Origin of the sequence: Chromobacterium sp. S0633 (genome assembly GCF_024158805.1) — a bacterium.
In the GTDB taxonomy this organism is placed as follows: Bacteria; Pseudomonadota; Gammaproteobacteria; order Burkholderiales; family Chromobacteriaceae; genus Chromobacterium.
Map to the genome: position 1 here is coordinate 75,183 of NZ_JAMZGH010000025.1, position 21,998 is coordinate 97,180.

At 65.9% G+C, this 21,998-nt stretch carries 18 protein-coding genes; 5 read left to right on the plus strand and 13 right to left on the minus strand.

Annotated features, from left to right (window positions below):
- Nucleotides 1-48 precede the first annotated feature (48 nt).
- Entirely contained in the window at nucleotides 49-630 is a 582-nt protein-coding gene (gene ribA / locus NK214_RS15615) for a GTP cyclohydrolase II (RefSeq protein WP_107798750.1), read from the minus strand.
- A gap of 96 nt (nucleotides 631-726) precedes the next feature.
- The gene (locus NK214_RS15620) at nucleotides 727-1,452 is read right to left on the minus strand and encodes a GAF domain-containing protein (protein WP_253314942.1); all 726 of its coding nucleotides are present in this window, start codon (nucleotides 1,450-1,452) and stop codon (nucleotides 727-729) included.
- Between the two features lie 110 nt (nucleotides 1,453-1,562).
- Here NK214_RS15620 and NK214_RS15625 point away from each other — a divergent pair, with 110 nt between their 5' ends.
- Complete coding sequence (locus tag NK214_RS15625; protein ID WP_235089021.1) at nucleotides 1,563-2,639, plus strand: hypothetical protein; 1,077 nt, start codon at nucleotides 1,563-1,565, stop codon at nucleotides 2,637-2,639.
- Nucleotides 2,640-2,693: 54 nt separating this feature from the next.
- Here the strand turns inward: NK214_RS15625 and NK214_RS15630 are convergent, their stop codons facing one another.
- The 3 genes from NK214_RS15630 to NK214_RS15640 all read right to left on the minus strand — a co-directional run bounded on the left by NK214_RS15630 (nucleotide 2,694) and on the right by NK214_RS15640 (nucleotide 7,059).
- Nucleotides 2,694-5,360 (minus strand): collagenase, encoded by a 2,667-nt coding sequence (locus tag NK214_RS15630; protein WP_235089022.1) that lies wholly within the window; start codon nucleotides 5,358-5,360, stop codon nucleotides 2,694-2,696.
- A 224-nt stretch (nucleotides 5,361-5,584) separates the two neighbouring features.
- On the minus strand, nucleotides 5,585-6,466 hold the full coding sequence (gene hslO / locus NK214_RS15635) for an Hsp33 family molecular chaperone HslO (RefSeq protein WP_107798746.1): 882 nt from the start codon (nucleotides 6,464-6,466) through the stop codon (nucleotides 5,585-5,587).
- The gene (locus NK214_RS15640; RefSeq protein ID WP_107798745.1) at nucleotides 6,463-7,059 is read right to left on the minus strand and encodes an MFS transporter; all 597 of its coding nucleotides are present in this window, start codon (nucleotides 7,057-7,059) and stop codon (nucleotides 6,463-6,465) included. The genes hslO and NK214_RS15640 overlap by 4 nt, the downstream gene beginning before the upstream one ends.
- Nucleotides 7,060-7,281: 222 nt before the next feature.
- Between NK214_RS15640 and NK214_RS15645 the strand changes: the two genes are divergently transcribed.
- Nucleotides 7,282-7,719, plus strand: a complete 438-nt coding sequence (locus tag NK214_RS15645) for a hypothetical protein (RefSeq protein WP_146176588.1) — start codon at nucleotides 7,282-7,284, stop codon at nucleotides 7,717-7,719.
- Here the strand turns inward: NK214_RS15645 and NK214_RS15650 are convergent.
- Nucleotides 7,688-8,104 (minus strand): OsmC family protein, encoded by a 417-nt coding sequence (locus NK214_RS15650; RefSeq protein WP_107798743.1) that lies wholly within the window; start codon nucleotides 8,102-8,104, stop codon nucleotides 7,688-7,690. The genes NK214_RS15645 and NK214_RS15650 overlap by 32 nt on opposite strands.
- A 121-nt stretch (nucleotides 8,105-8,225) precedes the next feature.
- On the opposite strand from NK214_RS15650, the gene tsaD reads away from it, so the two are divergent.
- From tsaD to NK214_RS15665, 3 genes are all read left to right on the plus strand, one after another.
- Nucleotides 8,226-9,251: a tRNA (adenosine(37)-N6)-threonylcarbamoyltransferase complex transferase subunit TsaD gene (gene tsaD, locus NK214_RS15655; RefSeq protein WP_227103606.1), complete on the plus strand. Its 1,026-nt coding sequence runs from the start codon at nucleotides 8,226-8,228 to the stop codon at nucleotides 9,249-9,251.
- A gap of 55 nt (nucleotides 9,252-9,306) precedes the next feature.
- The gene (locus tag NK214_RS15660) at nucleotides 9,307-11,211 is read left to right on the plus strand and encodes an ATP-binding cassette domain-containing protein (protein ID WP_253314943.1); all 1,905 of its coding nucleotides are present in this window, start codon (nucleotides 9,307-9,309) and stop codon (nucleotides 11,209-11,211) included.
- Between the two features lie 208 nt (nucleotides 11,212-11,419).
- Nucleotides 11,420-12,178, plus strand: a complete 759-nt coding sequence (locus NK214_RS15665; RefSeq protein ID WP_253314944.1) for an ABC transporter substrate-binding protein — start codon at nucleotides 11,420-11,422, stop codon at nucleotides 12,176-12,178.
- 46 nt (nucleotides 12,179-12,224) lie between these two features.
- Here NK214_RS15665 and accD read toward each other — a convergent pair whose 3' ends face one another.
- From accD to NK214_RS15700, 7 genes are all read right to left on the minus strand, one after another.
- On the minus strand, nucleotides 12,225-13,094 hold the full coding sequence (gene accD, locus NK214_RS15670; RefSeq protein ID WP_107798739.1) for an acetyl-CoA carboxylase, carboxyltransferase subunit beta: 870 nt from the start codon (nucleotides 13,092-13,094) through the stop codon (nucleotides 12,225-12,227).
- 74 nt (nucleotides 13,095-13,168) lie between these two features.
- Nucleotides 13,169-13,957 (minus strand): tryptophan synthase subunit alpha, encoded by a 789-nt coding sequence (gene trpA, locus NK214_RS15675; RefSeq protein ID WP_107798738.1) that lies wholly within the window; start codon nucleotides 13,955-13,957, stop codon nucleotides 13,169-13,171.
- A 9-nt stretch (nucleotides 13,958-13,966) separates the two neighbouring features.
- Nucleotides 13,967-15,169 (minus strand): tryptophan synthase subunit beta, encoded by a 1,203-nt coding sequence (gene trpB / locus NK214_RS15680; protein WP_107798737.1) that lies wholly within the window; start codon nucleotides 15,167-15,169, stop codon nucleotides 13,967-13,969.
- Complete coding sequence (locus NK214_RS15685; RefSeq protein ID WP_227103612.1) at nucleotides 15,156-15,785, minus strand: phosphoribosylanthranilate isomerase; 630 nt, start codon at nucleotides 15,783-15,785, stop codon at nucleotides 15,156-15,158. The genes trpB and NK214_RS15685 overlap by 14 nt, the downstream gene beginning before the upstream one ends.
- A 2-nt stretch (nucleotides 15,786-15,787) precedes the next feature.
- Nucleotides 15,788-16,579, minus strand: a complete 792-nt coding sequence (gene truA / locus NK214_RS15690) for a tRNA pseudouridine(38-40) synthase TruA (protein ID WP_107798735.1) — start codon at nucleotides 16,577-16,579, stop codon at nucleotides 15,788-15,790.
- Nucleotides 16,580-16,811: 232 nt separating this feature from the next.
- Nucleotides 16,812-19,271, minus strand: coding sequence for a FimV family protein (locus NK214_RS15695; protein WP_253314945.1), 2,460 nt, complete (start codon nucleotides 19,269-19,271; stop codon nucleotides 16,812-16,814).
- Nucleotides 19,272-19,706: 435 nt separating this feature from the next.
- The gene (locus NK214_RS15700; protein WP_253314946.1) at nucleotides 19,707-21,992 is read right to left on the minus strand and encodes a FimV/HubP family polar landmark protein; all 2,286 of its coding nucleotides are present in this window, start codon (nucleotides 21,990-21,992) and stop codon (nucleotides 19,707-19,709) included.
- Nucleotides 21,993-21,998 lie beyond the last annotated feature (6 nt).

A 21,998-nucleotide genomic window follows, 5' to 3' on the forward strand; every position in this document is an offset into this window, starting at 1 on the left:
GGCTCCCGCTCGCACATCCCCCCGACTGCGCCGTTCCGGCGCAGCCGCTCACTTGAACAACATATGGCCCAACTTGCTGGCCTTGGTGTCCAGATAACGGTCGTTGTGCGGATTGCGTCCCACTTCCAGCGGCACCCGTTCCACCACATCGATGCCGGCATTGCGCAGGGTTTCGATCTTGCGCGGATTATTGGTCATCACCCGCACCCGCGACACGCCCAGCTGGTCCAGCATATGACGGGCGATGCGGAAGTCGCGCATGTCGGCGGGAAAGCCCAGCCGCTCGTTGGCTTCCACGGTATCCGCGCCGCCGTCCTGCAGCTGGTAGGCGCGGATCTTGTTGATCAGGCCGATGCCGCGGCCTTCCTGACGCAGATACAGCAGGGCGCCGCGGCCTTCGGCGGCGATGGCGGACAAGGCCGCCTCCAGTTGGAAGCCGCAGTCGCAGCGCAGTGAAAACAGCGCGTCGCCGGTCAGGCACTCCGAATGCAGGCGCGACAGCACCGGCTCGCCGTCGTCTATCGTGCCCAGGGTCAGCGCGACGTGCTCGCGCCCCCCCACTTCCTCAAAACCATGCATGGTGAACTCACCCCAGGGGGTGGGCAGCTTGCAACTGGCGATGTACTCCATCCTCGGCTCATCAGCGCTGAGCTCGACAGCAGGCAATGACATTGTTTCTCCGCTAAACCTGATGAACGCGCCTGAATCCGCGCGCGATAATCTTTATTAACTGTGGTCGGCTTCCGGATTTTCAAGCGCCAGCGGCAAGGCGGCGAAAGGCTCGGCCAGCACAATGGCCAACGCGGCCAGCCACACCAGCCGCTCCGGCGTGAAGAAACCGGCGCTGGACGCCTCGGCGTCCAGAATGCCCAGCACATTGTCGTCCTGACCCAGCACCGGCAGGCAGACCTCGCTCATCACCTTGGGGTCGCACTCGTAATAGCCGCCGCCCTCGGCGCGCCAGGCTTTGACGTCCTCGATCAGCACCGCCCAGCCGGTCAGGCCCACCCGGCTGTTGTTGCTGTACTCGGCGAATGCCTCGGTCAAAGGAAACTCCGCGCGGCTGGGCACGCCCTGATAAGCCAGCTTGACCAGCTTGGCCTGCTGGCCCTTGCCTATCTTGCGATACACGCCCAGCCAGTCCGCGCCCACCTTGAGGTTTACCGACTCCACCAGCGCCAGCAGATTGCGCAGGGCCGCCGTCGCCTCCGGACTTTCGCCGCCGAACAGCGGCGCCAGGTCGTAAGGCTCGTCGGCCAGTTCCTCGAACAAGGAGCAACTGCCGTCCTCGCTCAATTTGGGCACCCGGTAGCGGTACAAATCCTGCCGCGCCGCCGGCTTGTCCGCGTTCAACACCGCGGACAGGGTCAGCACCGCGATCTGCAGCTCGGTGCGATCCAGATCCAGGCTCTGCTCGCGCAGATAGTCGGTCAGTTGGCTTACGGGTATCATGACTGTGCTCCTGAAGGCGGCCGCGCCGCCCGATGCGAATGAATATCGAAACCCAGCAGGATACCAAAAACCGCCCCGCGCTGGCCAACCCCAGCCCAGAATAAAACACCATGCCCGCCATTCATATTCCCTACCCGCCTCTCGTGATCAAGGCCGGCGCGCACGCCCGCAAGCTGCTGGCGCGCCAGGGCCTGCCCGCCGCCAGCGTGGCCACCCTGCCCGGCGCCGCCGGCGGCCCCAAGGCGATAGGCATCACCGGCCTGGACCAGGCGGTGTTCGAATGGCTGAACCGCAGCCCGCGTCGGCGCGAGCTGGTCGGCGCCTCCATCGGCGGCTGGCGCTTCGCCTGCGCGATGCAGGCCGAACCGCGTCAGGCGCTGGCCCGGCTAGCGGAGCGCTACACCGCTGAAACCTACGCGGCCAAGATCGGCGTGGCCGACATCACCCGCCAGACCCGCCTGATGCTGGACGAGGTGCTGCCGCCCGAGGCGCGCGGCGCGCTGATCGATCACCCTCACTATCAGCTTAGCCTGTTGCTGGTGCGTTCCCACGGCCTGCTCGCCAGCGAGGCGCGCGCGGCGCTGCTGGGCGGCCTGGCGCTGAGCGCCGCGCTCAACGCCGTGTCCCGCGGCCTGCTGCGCCACGCCTTCAGCCGGGTGATCTGCCACGACCCGCGCAGCGACTTGCGCTTCAAGCCCGCGGACGACATCCCTACGCTGTGCCAACCGCTGGGAATGGACAACCTGGATGCCGCGCTGATGGGCACCATCGCCATTCCTGGCGTGCTCAACGGCGTACAGTTGCCGGGCGCGCCGGCGGCCACTTATCGCGACGGAGGCCTGACCGACTACCACTTGGACTTTCCCTTCGCCCAGGGCGACGACATCGTGCTCTACCCTCATTTCACCGAGCGCATCGTGCCCGGCTGGTTCGACAAATTCCTGCCCTGGCGCCGGTCCAATCCGGCCCACCACGCCAACACCGTGCTGATCTCGCCGTCGCGCGACTACCTGGCGCGCCTGCCCGGCGGCAAACTGCCGGACCGCAACGACTTCCACCGCTACCTGGGCCGGGACGCGCAGCGTCAGCAAGTCTGGCGCCAGGCCACCGCCGAGAGTCAAAGGCTGGGCGACGCCTTCATGGCGTGGCTGGAGCGGCCGGACCTGGGCCAGGTTCAAGCGCTCTAAAACAAAAAGAGCCGGGAATCTCCCGGCTCTTTTCATTCATGCCTCAGACACGCCTCAACCGGCGCGGGCCCAGCACGCCTCGTCCGACATATTCACCGGCGTCGCCAGCAACTGCACCACCACGTCCCGCGTTTGCGCGCCCTTGCGCACGCGCACGGTGATCTGGTCGGCCACGCCTGGCTGATCCTGATCACGGCGGTAGTTGAAGGCGCCGTGGTCGGCCATGACGGCGCGGCCCAGCTTGGGACCGCTCACCAGGCTATAGCCGTCCGGCTCGCCCACGCCTTGCAGCTGGCCGCGCAGGCAGCGCACAGGGCTGGAATAGCTGAGCTTGGCCAAACCCAGCTGGGCGTCGCCGCCGCCCGGCTTCGACGGCTGCGACGCGGCCGGACCCAGCGGGCCTTCGCAGCGCAGCGCCGCGCGCTTGGCCTTGAAGTCGTAGTCGGTGGCCGCGCAGTTGAGCGCCATCATATTGTTGATGCCGCTGCCGCGCAGCAGGTTCTGCAAGGCGGAGTCCAGGGTCTTGTCCAGCTCCTGGCGCGCCATGGTGGCGGTGCCGGAGCGCAAGGACAAGACGCCGTCGCATTCGAAGCGGCGCAGAGCGCTGCGTTCGCCGTCGGCCCAGACGCGGCACGCCACCGGCAGATGACGGCGCATCGCGCCCTCGATCGCGCCGATCTCGCCGGCCTGCCACTCCGCCTGTTTCAGCCAGTCCACGCCCCGCTCGGTCGAGGTATTGCCCAGTTGACCGGCGCGCTGCGCCTCCACCTGGCGGCCCACATAATCGTGGAAGCCCTGCACCAGACCGGCGTCGCGGCCCATTTCCGCCACCAGGGCATCAAAGCGCTTGACGTCGTCGGCGCGCAGCGAGGCCAGGATCTCGGCGATGCGGCCCGGTTGTTGCTGGTTCAGGTAGTAGAACCACAAGGCGGAATGGCTGTAGAAGTCCCAACCGTCGCTATAGCTGGAACGCATGATGCGGGACGGTTCCAGATAGCTTTGCGGCCAGCCGTTGGCCACCACGTCCACCACGTGGCCGCGCACCTTGATGCCGTCGCGCGACGTGCTCCAGGCCATGAATTCGGCGAAGCCCTCGTCGTACCAGGCCATGCGGCGGTCGTCGCGGTAGAAGTCCGAGCTGCCCCACATGCCCGGCTGGATGAAGCGGCCGGACAGATAGTGCACGTACTCGTGGCGCACCAGTTCTTCCAGGCTCAGATAGCTCTCGCGCGGCACTTCGCGCTGGAAGGTGTAGAAGGTGCCGTCCTTTTCGATGTAAATGCCGCCGTTGTCGGTGGACAATTCATTGAGCAGGCCCTGGAAGCGCTGGTAGGCGGTCTTGCTGCCGTAGATCACCATGCGCAATTTGGCGTTGGTGTCGCCGTTCACCGGCTGGCTGATGCCGCTGACCCGGCCCAATTGCGCCTGCACCTGCTTCATCGCGTAGTACAGCGGCTCCACTTCGGCCAGCGCCAGCGGGGTTTCGAACACCAGATTGCCGTTGTCGAAGCTCCAGCTATGCGGGAACAGATGCGTTTTCAGCTCCTGTTCCGCCTGGCAGATGCCGTAGCGCTCGCACGGCACCTTGCCCAGCTTCTTCAAGGCGTACACCGCTTCCGCCCACGAAGCGCCGAACTTCTCGCCGCCCAGCAGGCCGGCCACCGCGTCTTCCGCCAGTTTGGCGGTGCGCGGGTATTGCATGAAACGGCCGGTTTCGCGCACGGTGTTCAGATACATCTGTTCGTCGGCGAAGGCCGGCTGTCCGGCGCGGGTCAGCCCTGCCAGGCTGGTCGCCAGCGCGTCCAGTTGACCGGCGCCCGCCTTGTCGGCGAAGCCCTCGGTGTAATGCATATTGAACAGGGTGGTCTGCATCGGATGCAGCGCGATGCGCGCCCAGTTGTTCTTAGCCGCGGCGTTGTAGCGGCCGAAGAAGCGCTGCAGCAGCGGCAGCGCGTATTCCTGCTTGCGCACCGAATCCGCCAGAATCATGGTTTCCGCCACCGACTGACGCAGATCGGTCGCGAGATACCAGGCGTCGTGGTCGCCGCTGCCGTCGCGCACCGGCTCGCTCCACAGCGCCGGGTTTTCCGCCAGCGCGCTCACCGCCTGCATCACCGGCTCGTCCACCGGACGGCCGTAATCGCCCACTTCCGCGGCGTGGCTGTACTGGGTGAAGTAGCCGGCTTTCAGGAACACCGCCAGCGGCCACAAGCCGTTGGCGCTCTTGCCGTCCCAGCTTTGCGCGCGGGCGCGGGCCTCGGCCGCCACTTCCCGCATATTCGCCGGCGACACCACCCGGTAGCTGAAGGCGTCCGCCTGGAACAGGCGGTTCATGCACGTGCCCTGCACGCTGGCGACATAGCGCGCCAGCGCCGCGCCGGACAACTGGCCCAGCTTGGCCTCCTCGCAGGCGGCGTACTGCGGCCCGGCCGCGGCCTCCTTGGCGCGGCGCGCGCCGGTCTGCTGCATCGGACCTTGCGGCTTGGCGCCGGGACCGGCGCCGTCGGCCGGCGCGCCGGGCGGCAGGCCGTGCGGATAAGACGGTTTCTCCGACAAAGCCGGAGAATGCGAGGAGTGGCCGGCCTGAGGAAGATTGGCCTGCGGCGCCGGCTGGCTGACCGCTGTTTTTTCGGAATCGCTGACGCAACCGGCCAATAAGGCGGCCGCCATCACGGAAAGACTCAGTGCGCGCACGCCGCTGAGCGAAGCTGTTTTTATCATGACGCTATCCAAGACATTAATAATGTCGCATCAATATTCAGATGCGCATTTCAAATCATATAGAATAGCCATCGTCATGAGAATTCAGTTTAAAATAAAACACTCAATTTAAACCATAATTACAACATTGGTATTTTTACCCTGTTTTTCACCGAAAAAAGGGCGTAAAAAAAGCCGCGCAAGCGGCTTCGATAAAGTTTGTTGCCCAGCCAAAGGGACAGGCGTCAATGCCTGGCCTCGCGCGCGGCGGCGATCACGTCGTAATCAAACAGACGGTTGGCGTCGTCCTCGTCGTAAACGTAATGCTGGTTGCAATAGTCGCAGACGATTTCCACGCTGCCCTGTTCCAGCAACACCTCGCCCACCTCCTGGCCGCCCAACATCTTCAGCATGTCGCCGACGCGTTCACGGCTGCAGTTGCAGGCGAAGCTCACCGTCTCCTGATCGAACACCCGCACCGTTTCCTCGTGGAACAGGCGGTGCAGGACGTCCTCGGCCGGCAGGCCCAGCAGTTCGTCCGCCCTCAGCGTGGCGCCCAGCATCTGGATGCGCTCCCAGCCTTCCGGATCGCCATGGCCTTCCGGCAGTTTCTGCAACAGCATGCCGGCGGCGGTTTCGTCGCTGGAGGCCAGGATCAGCCGAGTTTCCAGCTGCTCGGAGCGCAGCATATAGTTCTCCAGCATCTCGCCTATGCTGTCGCCCTCCAGCGCCACGATGCCCTGCCAGGTTTGCGCCTTGTCCACGCGCGGCTCCAGCGTCACCACAAAACGCCCGTGCCCGCCCAGCAAGGACTGGATGGAAGCGTCGTCGGCAATGCCGTCGTCCCACTTGGCGGTGGCGCGGATGGTGCGGTCGTTATTGCACTCCACCACCGCCAGCTTCAGGGCGCCGGCGCCGTGAAGCTGCAGGATCAGCGCGCCGTCGAACTTGAGGTTGGCGGCCATCAGCTCGGCCGCCGCCATCATTTCGCCGACGATCTTCTTCATGGCCGGCGGGTAGCTGCGGCGGGCCAACACCTGCTGCCAGGCGCCGTCCAGGCGCACCAAGGCGCCGCGCACCGGCGCGCCGTCAAACAAAAATCGTTGCAATCTGTCTTGTGTGCTCATGCTGTGTCTTTCTTTTCCTTGTCCGCCGCCAGCTCTACGGTATAGACCGTCATCGGCATCGAGGAGCTGACGTCGAATTCGCAGCCGGCGCGCACGCCGATTTCGGCGATTTCGCGCGCGCTCAGCGCCTGGTCGTACACCGCGTACATCGCGCCCATCGCGAACTTGCGGCCGGAGCCTATCGCCCAGATGCGGGAAAACTCATAGATCTCGCGCATGGGGTAAACCCCGAAAATGCCGTGACGGTTGGCGATCACCACCATCATCTGGCTGGATTCGTACGGATCTTCCTCGTCCTCCTCGGGACGCAGGTAGAAACCGTCCTTCAGCTTGGGATGCAGCTTGCGGAAGGTCTCGAAAATGCCCTGGCGGCTGCTCAAGTCTTTTTTCTTCAACTCCTTCAGCGCGCCTTGCAGCACCAGGTCGTGCGCGGCCGAGCCGGAGATGGCCAGATAGCTGTCCCCGTGCTGGAAAATCTTGTTGTGGAAACAATCATAGCCGGCCAGCAGCTTCTGGTCGTCGCCAAAAGTGGTCTGGCTGTCTGCGGCGATCGCAATCTGATCGCCCTTTCTTACCGCCACGATGGTAGTCATCCCTGCGCCTTTTTCGTCGATGGCGGCCCCGGGTTCGGCAGCCGCGCAAAACCGCCTATTGTATCGGCTTACGCCCGGCAACCCAAGCTTTGCGCCCGCGGCCGGCTTTGGGGGAGATGGGGACCGCCGGCGCGAATCTCAAGGCCGCAGCGCGGCCGCGACGAGATGACAAAGCGGGTTTTTATCGATACAATGATATTGATTCTCATTTACAAAAAAGCCATGCAATTCCACGCTCAAGACTTTCCCATCGTCTGGCTGGATCGCCGCCGCCCGGATGGACAGCAGCCCACCGACATCTTCGCCACGCTGGACCAGCTGCTGCTCCAGCAACGTCCCTTCGTCTTCATCGCCAAGGAACCGGCCCCCACCGAGCTGGACCTGCACGCGCGCATCATCCGCAAGATGGCGGCGCTGTGGGTCAAGGACAACCGGCTGCAAATCCGCCAGCTGATCCGGGGCACCATCGTGATCGCTCCTCTGACCGACCAACAGCGCTATCTGGACGAGTTCGCGCCGCGCTTCGAAAAATTCTGGGGCTATCCGCTGCGCCACCGCCCGGACTGCGACGCGGCGCTGAACCTGGCGGCGGAACTGCTGGCCGGCCCGCCCGCCGTCGGCCACGCCCTCAGGCGTCGCGCAGTTCGAAATCGTGGCTGATGTCGGCGGTCTTGCCCAGCATGATGGAGGCGGAACAGTATTTCTCCGCCGACAGCCTGATCGCCCGCTCCACCGCGTCCGCCTTCAGTTCGCGCCCGCTCACCACAAAGTGGAAATGAATGCGGGTGAACACCTTGGGCTCCTCCTCGGCGCGCTCGGCCTCGATCTCCACCCAGCAATCGCTGACCTGCTGCCGCGATTTTTTCAGAATGGTGATCACATCGTAGCTGGTGCAGCCGGCGGTGCCCAAGAGCAACAGCTCCATGGGCCGCGGCCCCAGATTCCTGCCGCCGCCCTCCGGCGCGCCGTCCATCACCACCGCGTGACCGCTGCCGCTTTCGCCCAGAAAACACACGCCGTCCACCCACTTCAACCTGGCTTTCATCCCCGCCTCTCCTCATAGTAGGAATTCCGAAACGGCCTAGCCTAACATCCGGATTTGGGCGAACAAAGATTCACCGGTAAAATAGAAAGATTGTCCCGCTATATCCGAGCTGCGCCCAAACATGCTGGTACTAGGTATTGAATCTTCCTGCGACGAAACCGGAGTCGCTTTGTACGACACAGACGGCGGCCTGCTGGCCCACCAACTGCACACTCAGATGGCCATGCACGCCGAGTACGGCGGCGTGGTCCCCGAGCTGGCCAGCCGCGACCACATCCGCCGCGCCATCCCGCTGACCGAGGCCTGCCTGGCCGAGGCCGGCAAGACCCTGGCCGACCTCGACGCCATCGCCTACACCCAGGGCCCCGGCCTAGGCGGCGCGCTGCTGGTGGGCGCCAGCGTGGCCAACGCGCTGGCCTTCGGCCTGAACATCCCGGTGCTGGGCGTCCATCATCTGGAAGGCCATCTGCTGTCTCCGCTGCTGGCCGAGCCCAAGCCCGAGTTCCCCTTCCTGGCCCTGCTGGTTTCCGGCGGCCACACGCAGCTGATGGCGGTGCGCGGCGTCGGCGACTACCAAATCCTGGGCGAAACCCTGGACGATGCCGCCGGCGAGGCCTTCGACAAGACCGCCAAACTGCTGGGCCTGCCCTATCCCGGCGGCCCGCTGCTGTCGCGGCTGGCCGAGGAAGGCGACCCGGCCCGCTTCACCCTGCCGCGGCCGATGCTGAACTCCGGCGATCTGGACATGAGCTTTTCCGGGCTGAAAACCGCGGTGCTGACGCTGAGCAAGCAGGTGGCGGACGCCGACGGCCACATCGACGAACAGACGCGCAAGGACATCTGCCGTGCCTTCCAGGAAGCCATCGTCGAAGTGCTGACCAAGAAATCGCTGGCCGCGCTCAAGCAGTGCGGCATGAAGCGGCTGGTGGTGGCCGGCGGCGTCGGCGCCAACAAGCAGCTGCGCGCCGCGTTGGACGAGGCCGCGCGCCGTCGCCGCTTCGAAGTCTTCTATCCTCCGCTGGCGCTGTGCACCGACAACGGCGCGATGATCGCCTTCGCCGGCGCGATGCGGCTGAAACACGCCCAAGCCCCCGGCAGTTACTCGATTAAGCCGCGCTGGGATCTCAGCGCGCTGCCCCCGGCCTGACCCACACCCATGCGCCGCGCCGGCCGCGAACGCCGGCGCGGCCGTTCGGACTCCTATGATTCAACTCAAAAACCTCAATCTGCGCCGCGGCCTGAAAGAATTGCTGCTAGGCGCCAACCTGACGCTCAACCCCGGCTACAAGACCGGCCTCACCGGCGCCAACGGCGCCGGCAAATCCAGCCTGTTCGCGCTCTTGATGGGCGAATTGCACGCCGACAGCGGCGACGCGTTGCTGCCGCCGCACTGGACCATCGCCCATGTGGCGCAGGAAACGCCGGCGCTGGAACGCTCGGCGCTGGACTATGTGCTGGACGGCGACCATGAGCTGCGCCAGCTGGAACAGGGGCTGCGGGACGCCGAAGAGCGGCACGACGGCAACGCCATCGGCCATCTGCACGGCGAACTGGCGCGCATCGACGCCTACGCCGCGCCGGCGCGCGCCGGCAAGCTGCTGACCGGCCTGGGCTTCGACGTGGACGCCCAGCAACGGCCGGTGGCCAGCTTCTCCGGCGGCTGGCGCATGCGCCTCAACCTGGCCCAGGCGCTGATGTGCCGCTCAGACCTGCTGCTGCTGGACGAACCCACCAACCACCTGGACCTGGAAACCGTGCTGTGGCTGGAAGACTGGCTGCAAGGCTATCCGGGCACCCTGCTGATGATTTCCCACGACCGCGACTTCCTGGACAGCGTCTGCGACCACATCGTCGAAGTCGCCAACCAGGAACTGACGCTGTACACCGGCAACTACAGCCAGTTCGAAGTGATGCGCGCGGAAAAACTGGCGCGCCAGCAAGGCGAATACGAAAAACAGCAGCGCCAGATCGCCCACCTGGAATCCTTCGTCAACCGCTTCAAGGCCAAGGCGTCCAAGGCGCGCCAGGCGCAGAGCCGGGTCAAGGCGCTGGAAAAGCTGGAGCGCATCGCGCCGGCCCACGTGGCCTCGCCGTTCGACTTCCACTTCGACAGCCCGGACAACCTGCCCAATCCGCTGCTGAAGCTGGAACAGGCCGACGTCGGCTACGGCTCCACCGCCATTCTTAGCGGACTGAATCTATCGGTGGAGGCCGGCGCGCGCATCGGCCTGCTCGGCGTCAACGGCGCCGGCAAATCCACCCTGGTCAAGCTGCTGTCCGGCGACCTCGCGCCGCTGCGCGGCGAAGTCGTCAACGCGCAGACGCTGAAGATAGGCTACTTCGCCCAGCACACGCTGGAGACCCTGCGCGAAGACGAAACGCCGCTGCAGCATATGCAAAGACTGGCGCCCACCACGCGCGAACTGGAGTTGCGCAGCTTCCTGGGTGGCTTCAACTTCCGCGGCGACGCCGCCACCGATCCGGTGGGCCCGATGTCCGGCGGCGAGAAAGCGCGGCTGGCGCTGGCGATGATAGTCTGGCAAAAACCCAATCTGCTGCTGCTGGACGAACCCACCAACCACCTGGACCTGGAAATGCGCCACGCGCTGACCATGGCCTTGCAGGATTTCAGCGGCGCGCTGATCGTGGTGTCCCACGACCGCAGCCTGCTGGAAGCCACCACCGACATCTTCTGGCTGGTCAGCCACGGCAAGGTGCAGCCCTTCGACGGCGATCTGGAAGATTATCGCCAGTGGCGGCTGACCCTGCTCGCCGACGCCGGCAAGCCCTCGTCCGGAGACGCCCAGGGCCTGAATCGCAAGGAACAGAAACGCCAGGAGGCGGAAGCGCGGCAGCGGCTGTCCCTGCTGCGCAAACCGCTGCAGAACAAGCTGAACAAGCTGGAAAAGGAACTGGACCAGCTCAGCGCGGCGAAAGCCGAACTGGACGGCTTCATGGCCTCCGCCGACGCCTACGAGGACGCCAACCGGCAACGGCTGGCCGATGCGGTGCGCCGCCAGGGCGAGGTGGCGACCCGTCTGGCCGAAGTGGAGGAAGCCTGGCTGGACGCCCAGGCCGAACTGGAGGCCTTGGAACAGGCGGAATGAAGGCGGCGGCGGCCCGGGTTTTCCACAGCAATCGCCGGATAACTGTGTGGATAACCCCGGCCGGACGCCAAAAAAACTTTTGCAATTAGCCACTTGCCTCTTACGCTTATAAAAAAGGCAAATCCGGGGAACTTTCCCACCTTGCCAATGGGCAAATCTGGTGACAGCATGTGGATAAGACCGGCAACTCCATGATTGCAAAAAACAAATGACTGCCGCCCATTTTTTACGCAAGGCCGCGCAACGCCTTCCCCGCCGCCACGCATGCCCGTCGCCCATCCGACGCGTCCTGCTTGCCGGCCTGCTGCTCGCCGGCGCCGCCGCCGCCGAGCCCCCCATCCGGCTCAACACCCATCAGCAAGCTCCGCTTTCCTTCCGCAAGGAAGACGGCAGCGCCGACGGCCTGGCGGTGCAAGTGGTGCAATGCGCGCTCAAACAACTGCAACGCCCCTACTCCATCGCCTTCCTGCCGTGGCCGCGCGCGCAATGGCAGGTACAGCACCAGCAAGCCGACGCCTTCTTCACCGCCACGCCGTCCGCGGAGCGCGACGGCTACGCGGTGTTGTCCGCTCCCGTCCTGCCTTACGAGCGGCGCTGGTATCTGCTGAAGGACAATCCGCAATCCCCGTCCGGCAGCGATTTCAAGCGCCAGGGCCGCACCGCCGCCTTCAACGGCTCCAATATGGACGACTGGCTGCGCGAACACGGCTACCAGCTCACCTCCACCCCGCCCAATAGCGAACAGCTGGTCAAGATGCTGCTGAGCCGCCGCGTCGACGCCATTCTCGGCAACGCCTACGTGGTGGACGCGCTGATCGCCAAGATGGGCGTGCAGGAGCAGCTGCGCAGCGAACTGGCGCAAAGCCTGCCCTTCGGCGTCTACTTCGGCAAAGCCTTTCTCGCCCGCGAATCGCCGCAGTTCCTGACGCAATTCAATCGCGCGGTGCAAACCTGCCGCGCCAAATAAAAAAGCCGCCATCTCTGGCGGCTTTTCAATGCGGCTTGGCTGCGGATCAGACCGGAGCCGGCTCCTTCATCAGCAGCGTGGACAGCTCCGCCAGCTTGCGCTTCAGCTCGCGGCGGTCCACCACCATGTCCACCGCGCCCTTGCTCAGCAGGAACTCGGCGCGCTGAAAGCCTTCCGGCAAGGTTTCGCGCACGGTTTGCTCGATCACCCGCGCGCCGGCGAAGCCGATGCGCGCCTTGGGTTCGGCCAGCACCACATCGCCCAGGAAGGCGAAGGAGGCGGACACGCCGCCCATGGTCGGGTCGGTCAGGATCGAGATGAAGGGCAGCTTGGCGTCGGTCAGCAGCTGCAAGGCCGCGCTGGTCTTGGCCATCTGCATCAGCGAGTTCAAGCCTTCCTGCATCCGCGCGCCGCCGGAAGCGGCCACGCAGATGAAGGGCGCCTTGGCCTCCACCGCGGCGCGCACGCCGCGCACGAAGCGCTCGCCCACCACCGATCCCATGGAGCCGCCGATGAATTTGAATTCAAACGCGGCCACCACCACCGGCATCGATTCGATGCTGCCCTGCATCACCACCAGCGCGTCGTCCTCGCCGGTGTCGCTCTTGGCGGCGGTCAGGCGGTCCGGATATTTCTTGCTGTCCTTGAACTTCAGGATATCCACCGGCTTGACCTCTTCGCCCAACTCGCGACGGCCTTCTTCATCCAGCAGCAGGTTCAGACGTTCGCGCGCGGTCAGCGGATGGTGGTGATTACACTTGGGACACACCTGCAGATTGCTCTCCAGATCGGTGTAATACAACACGGCTTCGCATTCCGGGCACTTGCTCCAAAGCCCCTCCGGTACCGCGGAAGGTTTGTCGGCGCGGTTGTCGCGCTTGATCTTCGGCGGCAGGAGCTTATTCAACCAGCTCATGCTGACTCCTTGATTCTTGGGCCCGCCGCCAAACGGCGGGCACAGTAAAACGGGGGCTGAGCCCCCGCAGTGTTCTATCGGATGGCGGCCTTCAGTTCGGCCACCAGACGGGTTAACCGCTCTTTGGCGGTTTCGGGTGTCGCCGCCTCAATTTCCTGCACCAAACGGCTGCCCACCACCACCGCGTCTGCGGCGGCAGAGATCGCCTTGGCTGTCGCACCGTCGCGAATGCCAAAGCCGACGCCTATCGGTACGGTCAAATATTCTCTAAGGGCAGCAATTTTACGCGCTACGTCGTCAATGTCCAGATGCCCAGCGCCGGTCACCCCCTTCAGAGACACATAATAGACGTATCCGCGCGCCAGTTTGGCGATTTCCGCCACACGTTGCGGCGGCGTGGTGGGCGCGATCAGAAATACCGGATCCAGGCCGTTGGCGGTCAAGGCCGCCGACAGATCGGCGGATTCCTCCGGCGGGCTGTCCACAGTCAGCACCCCGTCGACGCCGGCGGCCTTGGCCGCCGCGGCGAAGTCCTGATAGCCCATGGCGAACACCGGATTCAGATAACCCATCAGCACCACCGGGGTGTGATCGTTGTCGCGGCGGAACGCCGCCACCAGCTCCAGCACCTGGCGCAAACCCACTTTGTGGACCAGAGCGCGCTCGGAGGCGCGCTGGATCACCGGGCCGTCGGCCATCGGATCGGAAAACGGCACCCCCAGCTCGATGATGTCGGCGCCGCCCTCCACCAGGCCGTGCATCAGTTGCACGGTCAGCTGCGGCGACGGGTCGCCGGCGGTGATGAAGGGGATCAGCGCCTTGCCGCCGGCCAGCGCTTCAAAACATTTGGCGATACGTGACATAGCGCCTCCTTACAGAGTGATGCCGGCAAGACCGGCCACAGTGTTGATGTCCTTGTCGCCGCGGCCGGACAGATTGACCAGAATCACCTGGTCCTTGCCCATCTTCGGCGCTTCCTTGACGGCCCAGGCCAGCGCGTGGCTGGATTCCAGCGCCGGGATGATGCCCTCGAAGTGACAACAGTCGTGGAAGGCGCGCAAAGCCTCGTCGTCGTTGATCGCCACGTAGTCGGCGCGGCCGATGTCCTTCAGATAGCTGTGCTCCGGCCCCACGCCCGGATAATCCAGGCCGGCGGACACCGAATGGGTTTCCACCACCTGGCCGTTCTCGTCCTGCATCAGATAGCTCTTGGCGCCGTGCAGCACGCCCAGGGGCGCGCCGCCGGAAATCGGCGCTGCGTGCTTGCCGGAATCCAGGCCCAGCCCGCCGGCCTCTACGCCCACCATGCGCACGCCGTCCACGCCGATATACGGATAGAACATGCCGATGGCGTTGGAGCCGCCGCCGACGCAAGCCACCACCACATCCGGCTGGCGGCCGATCACTTCCGGCATCTGCACCTTGGCCTCCTCGCCGATCACCGACACGAAATCGCGCACCAGCATCGGATAGGGATGCGGACCGGCCGCGGTGCCCAGGATGTAGAAGGTGCTGTCGATATTGGTCACCCAGTCTCGCATCGCCTCGTTCAAGGCGTCCTTCAGCGTCTTGGAACCGGACTCCACCGGCACCACGGTGGCGCCCAGCAGCTTCATGCGGAACACATTGGGCGATTGGCGCTTGATGTCCTCAGCGCCCATATACACCACGCACTCCATGCCGTAGCGCGCCGCCACGGTGGCGGAGGCCACGCCGTGCTGGCCGGCGCCGGTTTCGGCGATCACCCGCTTCTTGCCCATGCGCCGCGCCAGCAGCGCCTGGCCGATGGCGTTGTTGATCTTGTGCGCGCCGGTGTGGTTCAGGTCTTCGCGCTTCAGATAGATCTGCGCGCCGCCCAGTTGCTCGGACCAGCGCTTGGCGTGGTAGACCGGGCTGGGCCGGCCGACGTAGTGCTTGAGCTCGTGGCGGAATTCTTCCCAGAACGACGGGTCGGCCTTGACGCGAGCGTACTCGTTTTTCAGCTCGTCCAGCGCCGCCATCAAGGTTTCGGCGACATAGACGCCGCCATGCGGGCCAAAATGGCCCTGGGCGTCCGGCAGGTCATAACGATCCATGTCTAACTCCTGATATGAACGCCGCCATTCTGGCGGCATCTTTGATTCCCTTGGACGCCTCCACACCGCTGGAGACGTCGACCGCGGCCGGGCGCACCTGCGCCACCGCCGCCGCCACATTGTGTTCGTCCAGGCCTCCGGACAGGATCAGCGGCAGAGGCAAGGCCTCCGGCAGCAAGCTCCAGTCGAAGGTGGCGCCGGTGCCGCCGTGCGCGCCTTCGACGAAGGCGTCGCTCAGCACCGCGCGCGCGTCCGGGTAGGCGGCGGCGATCTCGGCCAGGTCCACGCCCGGTTTCACCCGCACCGCTTTCAGATAAGGCCGCTGGAAAGAGCGGCAGAAGGCGGCGTCTTCCTCGCCGTGGAACTGCAAGATATCGATCGCGCAGGCGGCCAGCACTTCGCGCACGTACTCCGGCTCCGGATTGACGAACAAGGCCACCACGCTGACGAAGGGCGGCAGCGCCGCGATCACCGCGCGCGCCTGCTCGAGGTCGACATGGCGTGGGCTCTTGGCGTAGAACACCAGGCCGATGGCGTCGGCGCCCAGCCGCGCGGCCTCGACGCCGTCTTCCGGCCGGGTAATGCCGCAAATCTTGATTCGGGTCGTGCCGCCCACTCTCATCTCCACAAAGCCAGCCGCGCGGCGTCCGCCTGCGACGGCAAATCGTATGTTTCCGGATAACCCACGCCGGTCAGGTACAAACCGTCCGGCATGAAGGTGGGCGGCGCGAAGGTACGGTCGCGCGCGGCCAGCAAGCCCGCCATCTCATCCGCGCGCAAAGCGCCCTTGCCCACGTAGACCAGCGCGCCGACGATATTGCGCACCATATGATGCAGGAAGGCGTCCGCCAGCAGATCGAAGCGGATCAGGCCGTCTTGCTCGCTGATGTCCAGCCGCTGCAAATCCTTGAGCGGCGATTTGGCCTGGCACTCCGAAGCGCGGAAACTGGAAAAATCATGCCGCCCCAACAGATGGGCCGCCGCCTCTCGCATCGCCGCCACGTCCAGCGCCTGATGAAACCAGCCCATCTTGCCGGCCAGCAGACAAGGCCGCACCGGGCTGGTCAGCAGAAAATAGCTGTAACTGCGGGAAAACGCCGAAAAACGCGCGTGAAAATCCGCCGACACCTCCCGCGCCCACACCACCGCCACCTCAGCCGGCAGCAAGGCGTTGACGCCGCGCACCCAGGCGTTCAGCGGCCGCTCGGCCGGGCTGTCGAAATGCACCACTTGCATGGCCGCATGCACGCCGGCGTCGGTCCTGCCCGCGGCCAGCGTGCCGACGGCCTCCACGCCGGCGATCTGCGCGATCGCCTGATTCAATCTGTCCTGCACCGTATTGCCATGCGGCTGAGTCTGCCAGCCGGCGAACGCCCGACCGTCATACTCGATGCCGAGCGCTATCCTCATACCCACACCTTCTTCAAACTCCGACGCGGCGCGCCGCGTCGTTTCAGCAATAAAGCACTCACTCTACCTTATCCTGCCCGGTTTGCGCCACGACCAAACGATGACGTTTGCTGCGAACGCACGAGAAAAGCGCCCAACCGCGGCATAAGACGCCGTCGAAGCAAAACGAAAAGAGGCCGGCTCGCGTCAAGCGCGGCCGACCTCTTCCATGCGCGCGGGCGCGACCGGCGCTTTAGCGGCCGGCCTCCTTCATCAAGGCGTCCGCGGTTTCTTTGTCGCCCATCTCCAGATACAACTTGGCCAACTCCATTTTCTCCTCGTCCGGGCTCGCCGCGGCTGCCGGGGCGGGTGTGGGCGCTGCCGCGACGGGGGCCGCGGGAGCGGCCACAGGCGCAGGCTCGGAGGCCGCGGGCGGCGGCGCATCCGCCGCTGGCTCGGGCTTGGCCTGGGCGAACAGCGGATGGCCTGGCGCGACGGTCTGGCCGATTTCGCACACCCTCATCCATAAGGTGCTGTCCTTGCCGAACACGCCCTTGGCGGTGGTGGCCTCGGCGATGAACATCTGCTTGTCCTGCTGGGTGGACAAGACTTCCAGCAATTTGTAGCGCAAATCCTGCCGCATCGGCTCGTGAGCCAAGCCTTCGCGCAGAATCTCCAAAGCCTGGTCGTCGCGGCCGTAGGCCAGGTAGACGTCGGCTTCGGCCACCCGGTCCACCGAGGACAGGTCGATGCCGTCGCCCTTCTTCAAGGAGCTCATCAAGGTTGTCAACGGCCCCAACATCGACGCGCCCGCCGCCGTGCCGCTCAAGGCCGGCGCGGCGGGCTCGTCCTTGCCGCCGCCCTTGCGTTTGCGCCGCGCCAGCAGCAAGGCCACCAGGCCCAACGCCGCCGCGGCCCCGCCCAGCTTCCAGCGCATGGACTCGTCGGACAAGGCCGCGGCCAATTCGTCCGTCCAGCCATTGGCCGCCGCCGTGACCGGCGCAGCCTTGCTGTCGACAGGCGTGGCCGGCGGCGGCTCGTGCTGAGCGGCCGCTTCGACAACCGGAGGCTTCTCCGCGTGTTCCGGCGTCGCCGCCTGCGGCGCGGACGCCGCCGCGACCGGCATGGAACTGACGGCCGCCACCTTGGGTTCCGGCTTGGGTTCCGGCTTGGTCTCGACCTTGGGCTCCGGCGCGGACTCGGGGCCGGGCTCTCTTTCCGCCGGCGCTGGGGCCGGCGCGGCCTTGGCCGCCGCCTGGCGCTGGTAATCCTGGATTTTCTGTTCCAGCGCCTTGGCCCGCTGCTCGGCTTGCTGCAGGGCCTGGTCTTGCCGCTGCAGCATCTGCTGCAAATGCCGTTCCTGCTGCGACGGCGCGGCCGCTTGCCTCGGGGCTTCCGCCGCCGAAGCCGGTTTGGACGCTTCCTTGGCGACAGGCGGATGCGCCGGCGCGAGCGGAGCGGCCGGCTTGGCCGCCGATTTGGCCTCTACGGGTTTGTGCTCCTGAGGTTTGGATTCCGGCGGCTTGTGTTCCTGCCGCGCGGCTTCCGGCGGCTTGCGTTCCGGGGACTTCTGCGCCGGCGGCTGATGCTCCTGCGGCGCTCGCGCCTGGGGCTTGCTGTCTTGCGGCGCGCTTTTCTCAGCTGCGCGGGCCTCGGGCGAAACCGCCGGCCGCTTAGGCTCCGCGGCGCGGGCGGCGCTCTGGCCGCGCAGTTGCCACTCCGATGGATATTCCAGCGCCACCCCGGCGCGCAGGCGGTTGGCGTCTCCGGCGATGAAGGCCTCGGGATTGCCTTGCAATAGTTGCTGCGCCACCGCGCCCGACTCCCCGCCGCCGCGCACGCGGCTGGCGATGCCGGACAGCGTGTCGCCCTTGAGCACCCGGTACACTTTCAAACCCTGCGTCTTGGCGACGGGGGCCGGCTTGACCGCCGAATGGGGGTCCAGCAACACCGAGTAGTTTTTCTGCGCCTTGAGCTTGCCCGCCGCCACCTCCAGCCGGAAGGCCAGCATCGGCTCGGTCACCGGCTGCTCGGTGCGCAATTGCACATTAAAGCGGCCCTTGGCCACTTTTTCGACGTGGGGCACGATGGAAGCCACCAGACGCACTTGCTGGGCGTTGGGCTCGCCCTGCGCCGCCACAGCGAACAAGGCCAGCCGCGGCGGGTCCGCCTGATCCAAGGCGCTGCCCTGCAAAGTCAGCTCCAACAGCAAGGGTTCGCCCAGACGGGAACGCAAGCGGGCGTCGCTCAGGCCCAAGGAATCCAGCCGCGGCGAGGCGTCGACGCCAGCCAGCGGCTTCTTGCCCTCCTCCCGCGCCGGCGCGGGCTTGTTGCGCGGGCCGTCTCGCCGATAATCCACTTCGAACTCGCGCACCAGCCGGCCGGCCGGCCAACTCAGATCCACGGCGAAGCGCAGCAGCGGCTCCGGATAACTGGCGGCGCCCTTGACCTGGATTTTCTGAACATTGCCGTCCGGTTTACGGACGATGGAAAACTGCAGGCTGCCGGCGGAACCGCTATAAGTGGACAACAGCGGATAGCGGTTGCGATCCGCCAGGCCCACCAGCACATTGTCGGAGGGCTCCTCGTCCACCACCGGAATTTCCGCTAGGAAAGGCTCGCCATCGGCGGACAACACCCGGATCGGCCCCAAGCCGGCCGTAGCGGCCGCCGCCAGACCAAGACCGGCCAGCAGCGACGCGATTTGACTCATGCGTGTCTTGAAAGACATGAACGAATTTCCCCACCCTCATTCTTCGAAGCCGCCGCGCCGCTTGCCTTGGCCGGCAGCCGGGTCTCGACAGGCCCTTATAACGTTTTAATTATTGCAACGAAACTATACAACAACCACTTAGCGAGGATAAATCGGGCGTCCCCGCCTCATTGCATCCAGGCAATGGCCAAAAAAGCCACACATTTTCCGGTTTTTCGCCTAAAAACCACGCACCGGCGCGAGATCGTCAAGCGGCGGGAGGAGTGACTCCATCCCGCCGCTCATTGCCTTTGAAGCTGCCCCATGTCCGCAGCGCCGCGTCGGACGTTCACGACGAGCGCCGCTTCGCAATCCTCATGCGCCAAGCGGACACCTGCTTTCTCAGCCGTTGTCGCCTTGGCTCGCGAGACCTTGAACCGGCTTTCAGCCTCTATCTCAGGCGCTGATCGTGGCCAGCAAGGCCTCGGCCTCCGCCTTGAGCGGCCCCTGCGCCTCGGCGATCAGATCCTGCAATACTTCTTTGGCGCCGTCGCGGTCTCCCATGTCCAGATATACCTTGGCCAGGTCCAGCTTGGTGGCCAGCGGGTCGTCCAGCACCGACATGCCTTCGGCCTGCGCCGCCGCAGGGGCTTCCGCCTCGGCGGCCGGCGTTTCCGCCAACATGTCCTCGTACAGGGACTCGAAGCCCGCGGGCGGGGCCGCTTGCGGCGCCGGCGCTTCCGCTGCGGCCGGCGCTTCCGCCGCCATGCCTTCCAGATTGAAATCGAAGTCCAGCAAATTGTTTTCCGCCGGCGCCGCGGGCGCGGGCTCCGGCTTGGGTTCGGCCGCGGGCGGCGTCAGTTCCGTGTCCAGATCGAAATTGAGCAGATTGGCTTCCTCCGCCTTCTCCTCCTCGGCCTGAGGTTCGGCGAACAGCGCGGCCAAGGGATCGTTCTCGGGCGCGGCCGCTTCCGGCGCGGCGACCGGTTCAGGCGCGGCGGCCGGCTCCGTCGGCGCGGCCTCGGGCTCGCCGAACAATTCCCGATCCAGATCGATGCCGCCCGGGGGCGACGTCGGCGCGGGCGCGGCTTCGATGTCCTCGCCCTCGCCGTCCGACAAGTACAAAGAGTTGGTCGGGTCTATCGAGCGCCCCATCGCCGCTGCCTTGGCCCAGATCGGACCATGGCCGTCGAAGGTGGCGTGCATTTCCCGCGCCAGTTTTTCAAAGCTGGCGACGTCCGGCCGCGCCGCGTAGATCTCCATCAGCTTCAGCCTGACTTCCTGGCGCGACGGATCTTTGGCCAGCGCGTCCTTGAGGATGTCCTCGGCCTGCACGTCGCGGCCGTAGGCGATGTACACCTCGGCTTCCGCCACCGGGTCGACCTCGGCCGCGTCGATGGCGCCGGCCGCCTGGGTGAAGTTACTCATGAAGGAATGGCCGCCGCCCACCGACGGCGGCTCCATGCCGGAAGACGCGCCGCGGCTCAGGGCGGCGCTGGTATTGTTGGCGGATAGCGACAAGGGCTTGCCGCCCTTGCGCCGGCGCGCCAGCAGCAGGCCCAGAGCGCCCAACAGGCCCAGGCCGGCCACGCCGCCGCCCACCAGCGGCAGGTGGTCTATCACTTTATCGAGCAGCGAAGGTTCCGGCGGCGGAGGCGGCGCCGCCGGCTTGGCCGCGGGCTTGTGCTCCGCCGGGGCGGGCTTGGCAGCGGGCGCCGGGGCCGGCGCGCTGGCGGCGTGCGCGGGAGCGCTGGCCGCCGCCGGCTCGGCCGCGGCCGGAACAGCACTGGGGCTGGAGCTGGGCATGGCCGGCAAGGGCTTGCCGGCCTGCAAGGCCTTCAATTGCTCTTCCAGCGCGCTGATGCGCGCCTCCGCGTTTTTCAGCGCCTGCTCGCGCGCCGCCACTTGCTGCTCGAGATCGGTCAGCTTGCCGCCGCCCGGCTCGCTGGGCACCAGCTTCAGCACATCGGAGCCGGCCTTGGCTTCGCCCGCCGGCGCAGCGGGCTGGCCGCCCAGAATGCTGGCCACCTGAGCGGCGCTCAGGGCTTTGATCTTGCGGCTGGTCGGCACTTTCAGCACCGCGCCCAGCTTGAGGCGGCTGACGTCGCCGTCGACAAAGGCGTCGGGGTTGGCCTGGGCCAGCGCGGCCATGGTCTGGTCCAGCGTGGCGCCGCGCGGCCTCACCTTGCCGGCCAGGCCGCGCAGGGTGGAGCCGGACTTCACTTTGAGAATGCCGGGCTGCGGCCGCGCGATGGGCGCGACGTTGCCGCGGTAGCGGCTGGACAGATTGTTGTCGGCGTAGCTGGGCACGTCCTGCACAATATTGGCGGACGGCGAGGCCATAGAGTAATTGCTGGGGTCCAACAGCACGGTGTACTCGCGCACCGCGCGTCCCGACGAGGTCTTGGCCTCCACCACGAAGCGCAGATAGGGGTCGTTGATGGGGCCGGAAGAACTGATGCGTATCATGGCGCCGCGCGAGCTGGGCGCCACGCTGAAGCGCAGCATATTGAGCACCGTGGCGTAATCGACGTTCAAATCCTGAAACGTATCCGCCCCGGCCAGCCCTATCCTCGCGCTCTCCAGTTCCGCCGCCCTTACCCCGGTCAATTCGATATCGGCGCGGAACGGCTCGCCCAGATTGGACCTGACGTTGATTTTCCCCAGCCCTGCCCAGGCGCTGGCGGAGCAGGCCAAAGCCACCGCCAGAACGCCGATTCTGATTTTTGCCTGATGTGTCACTGTCAA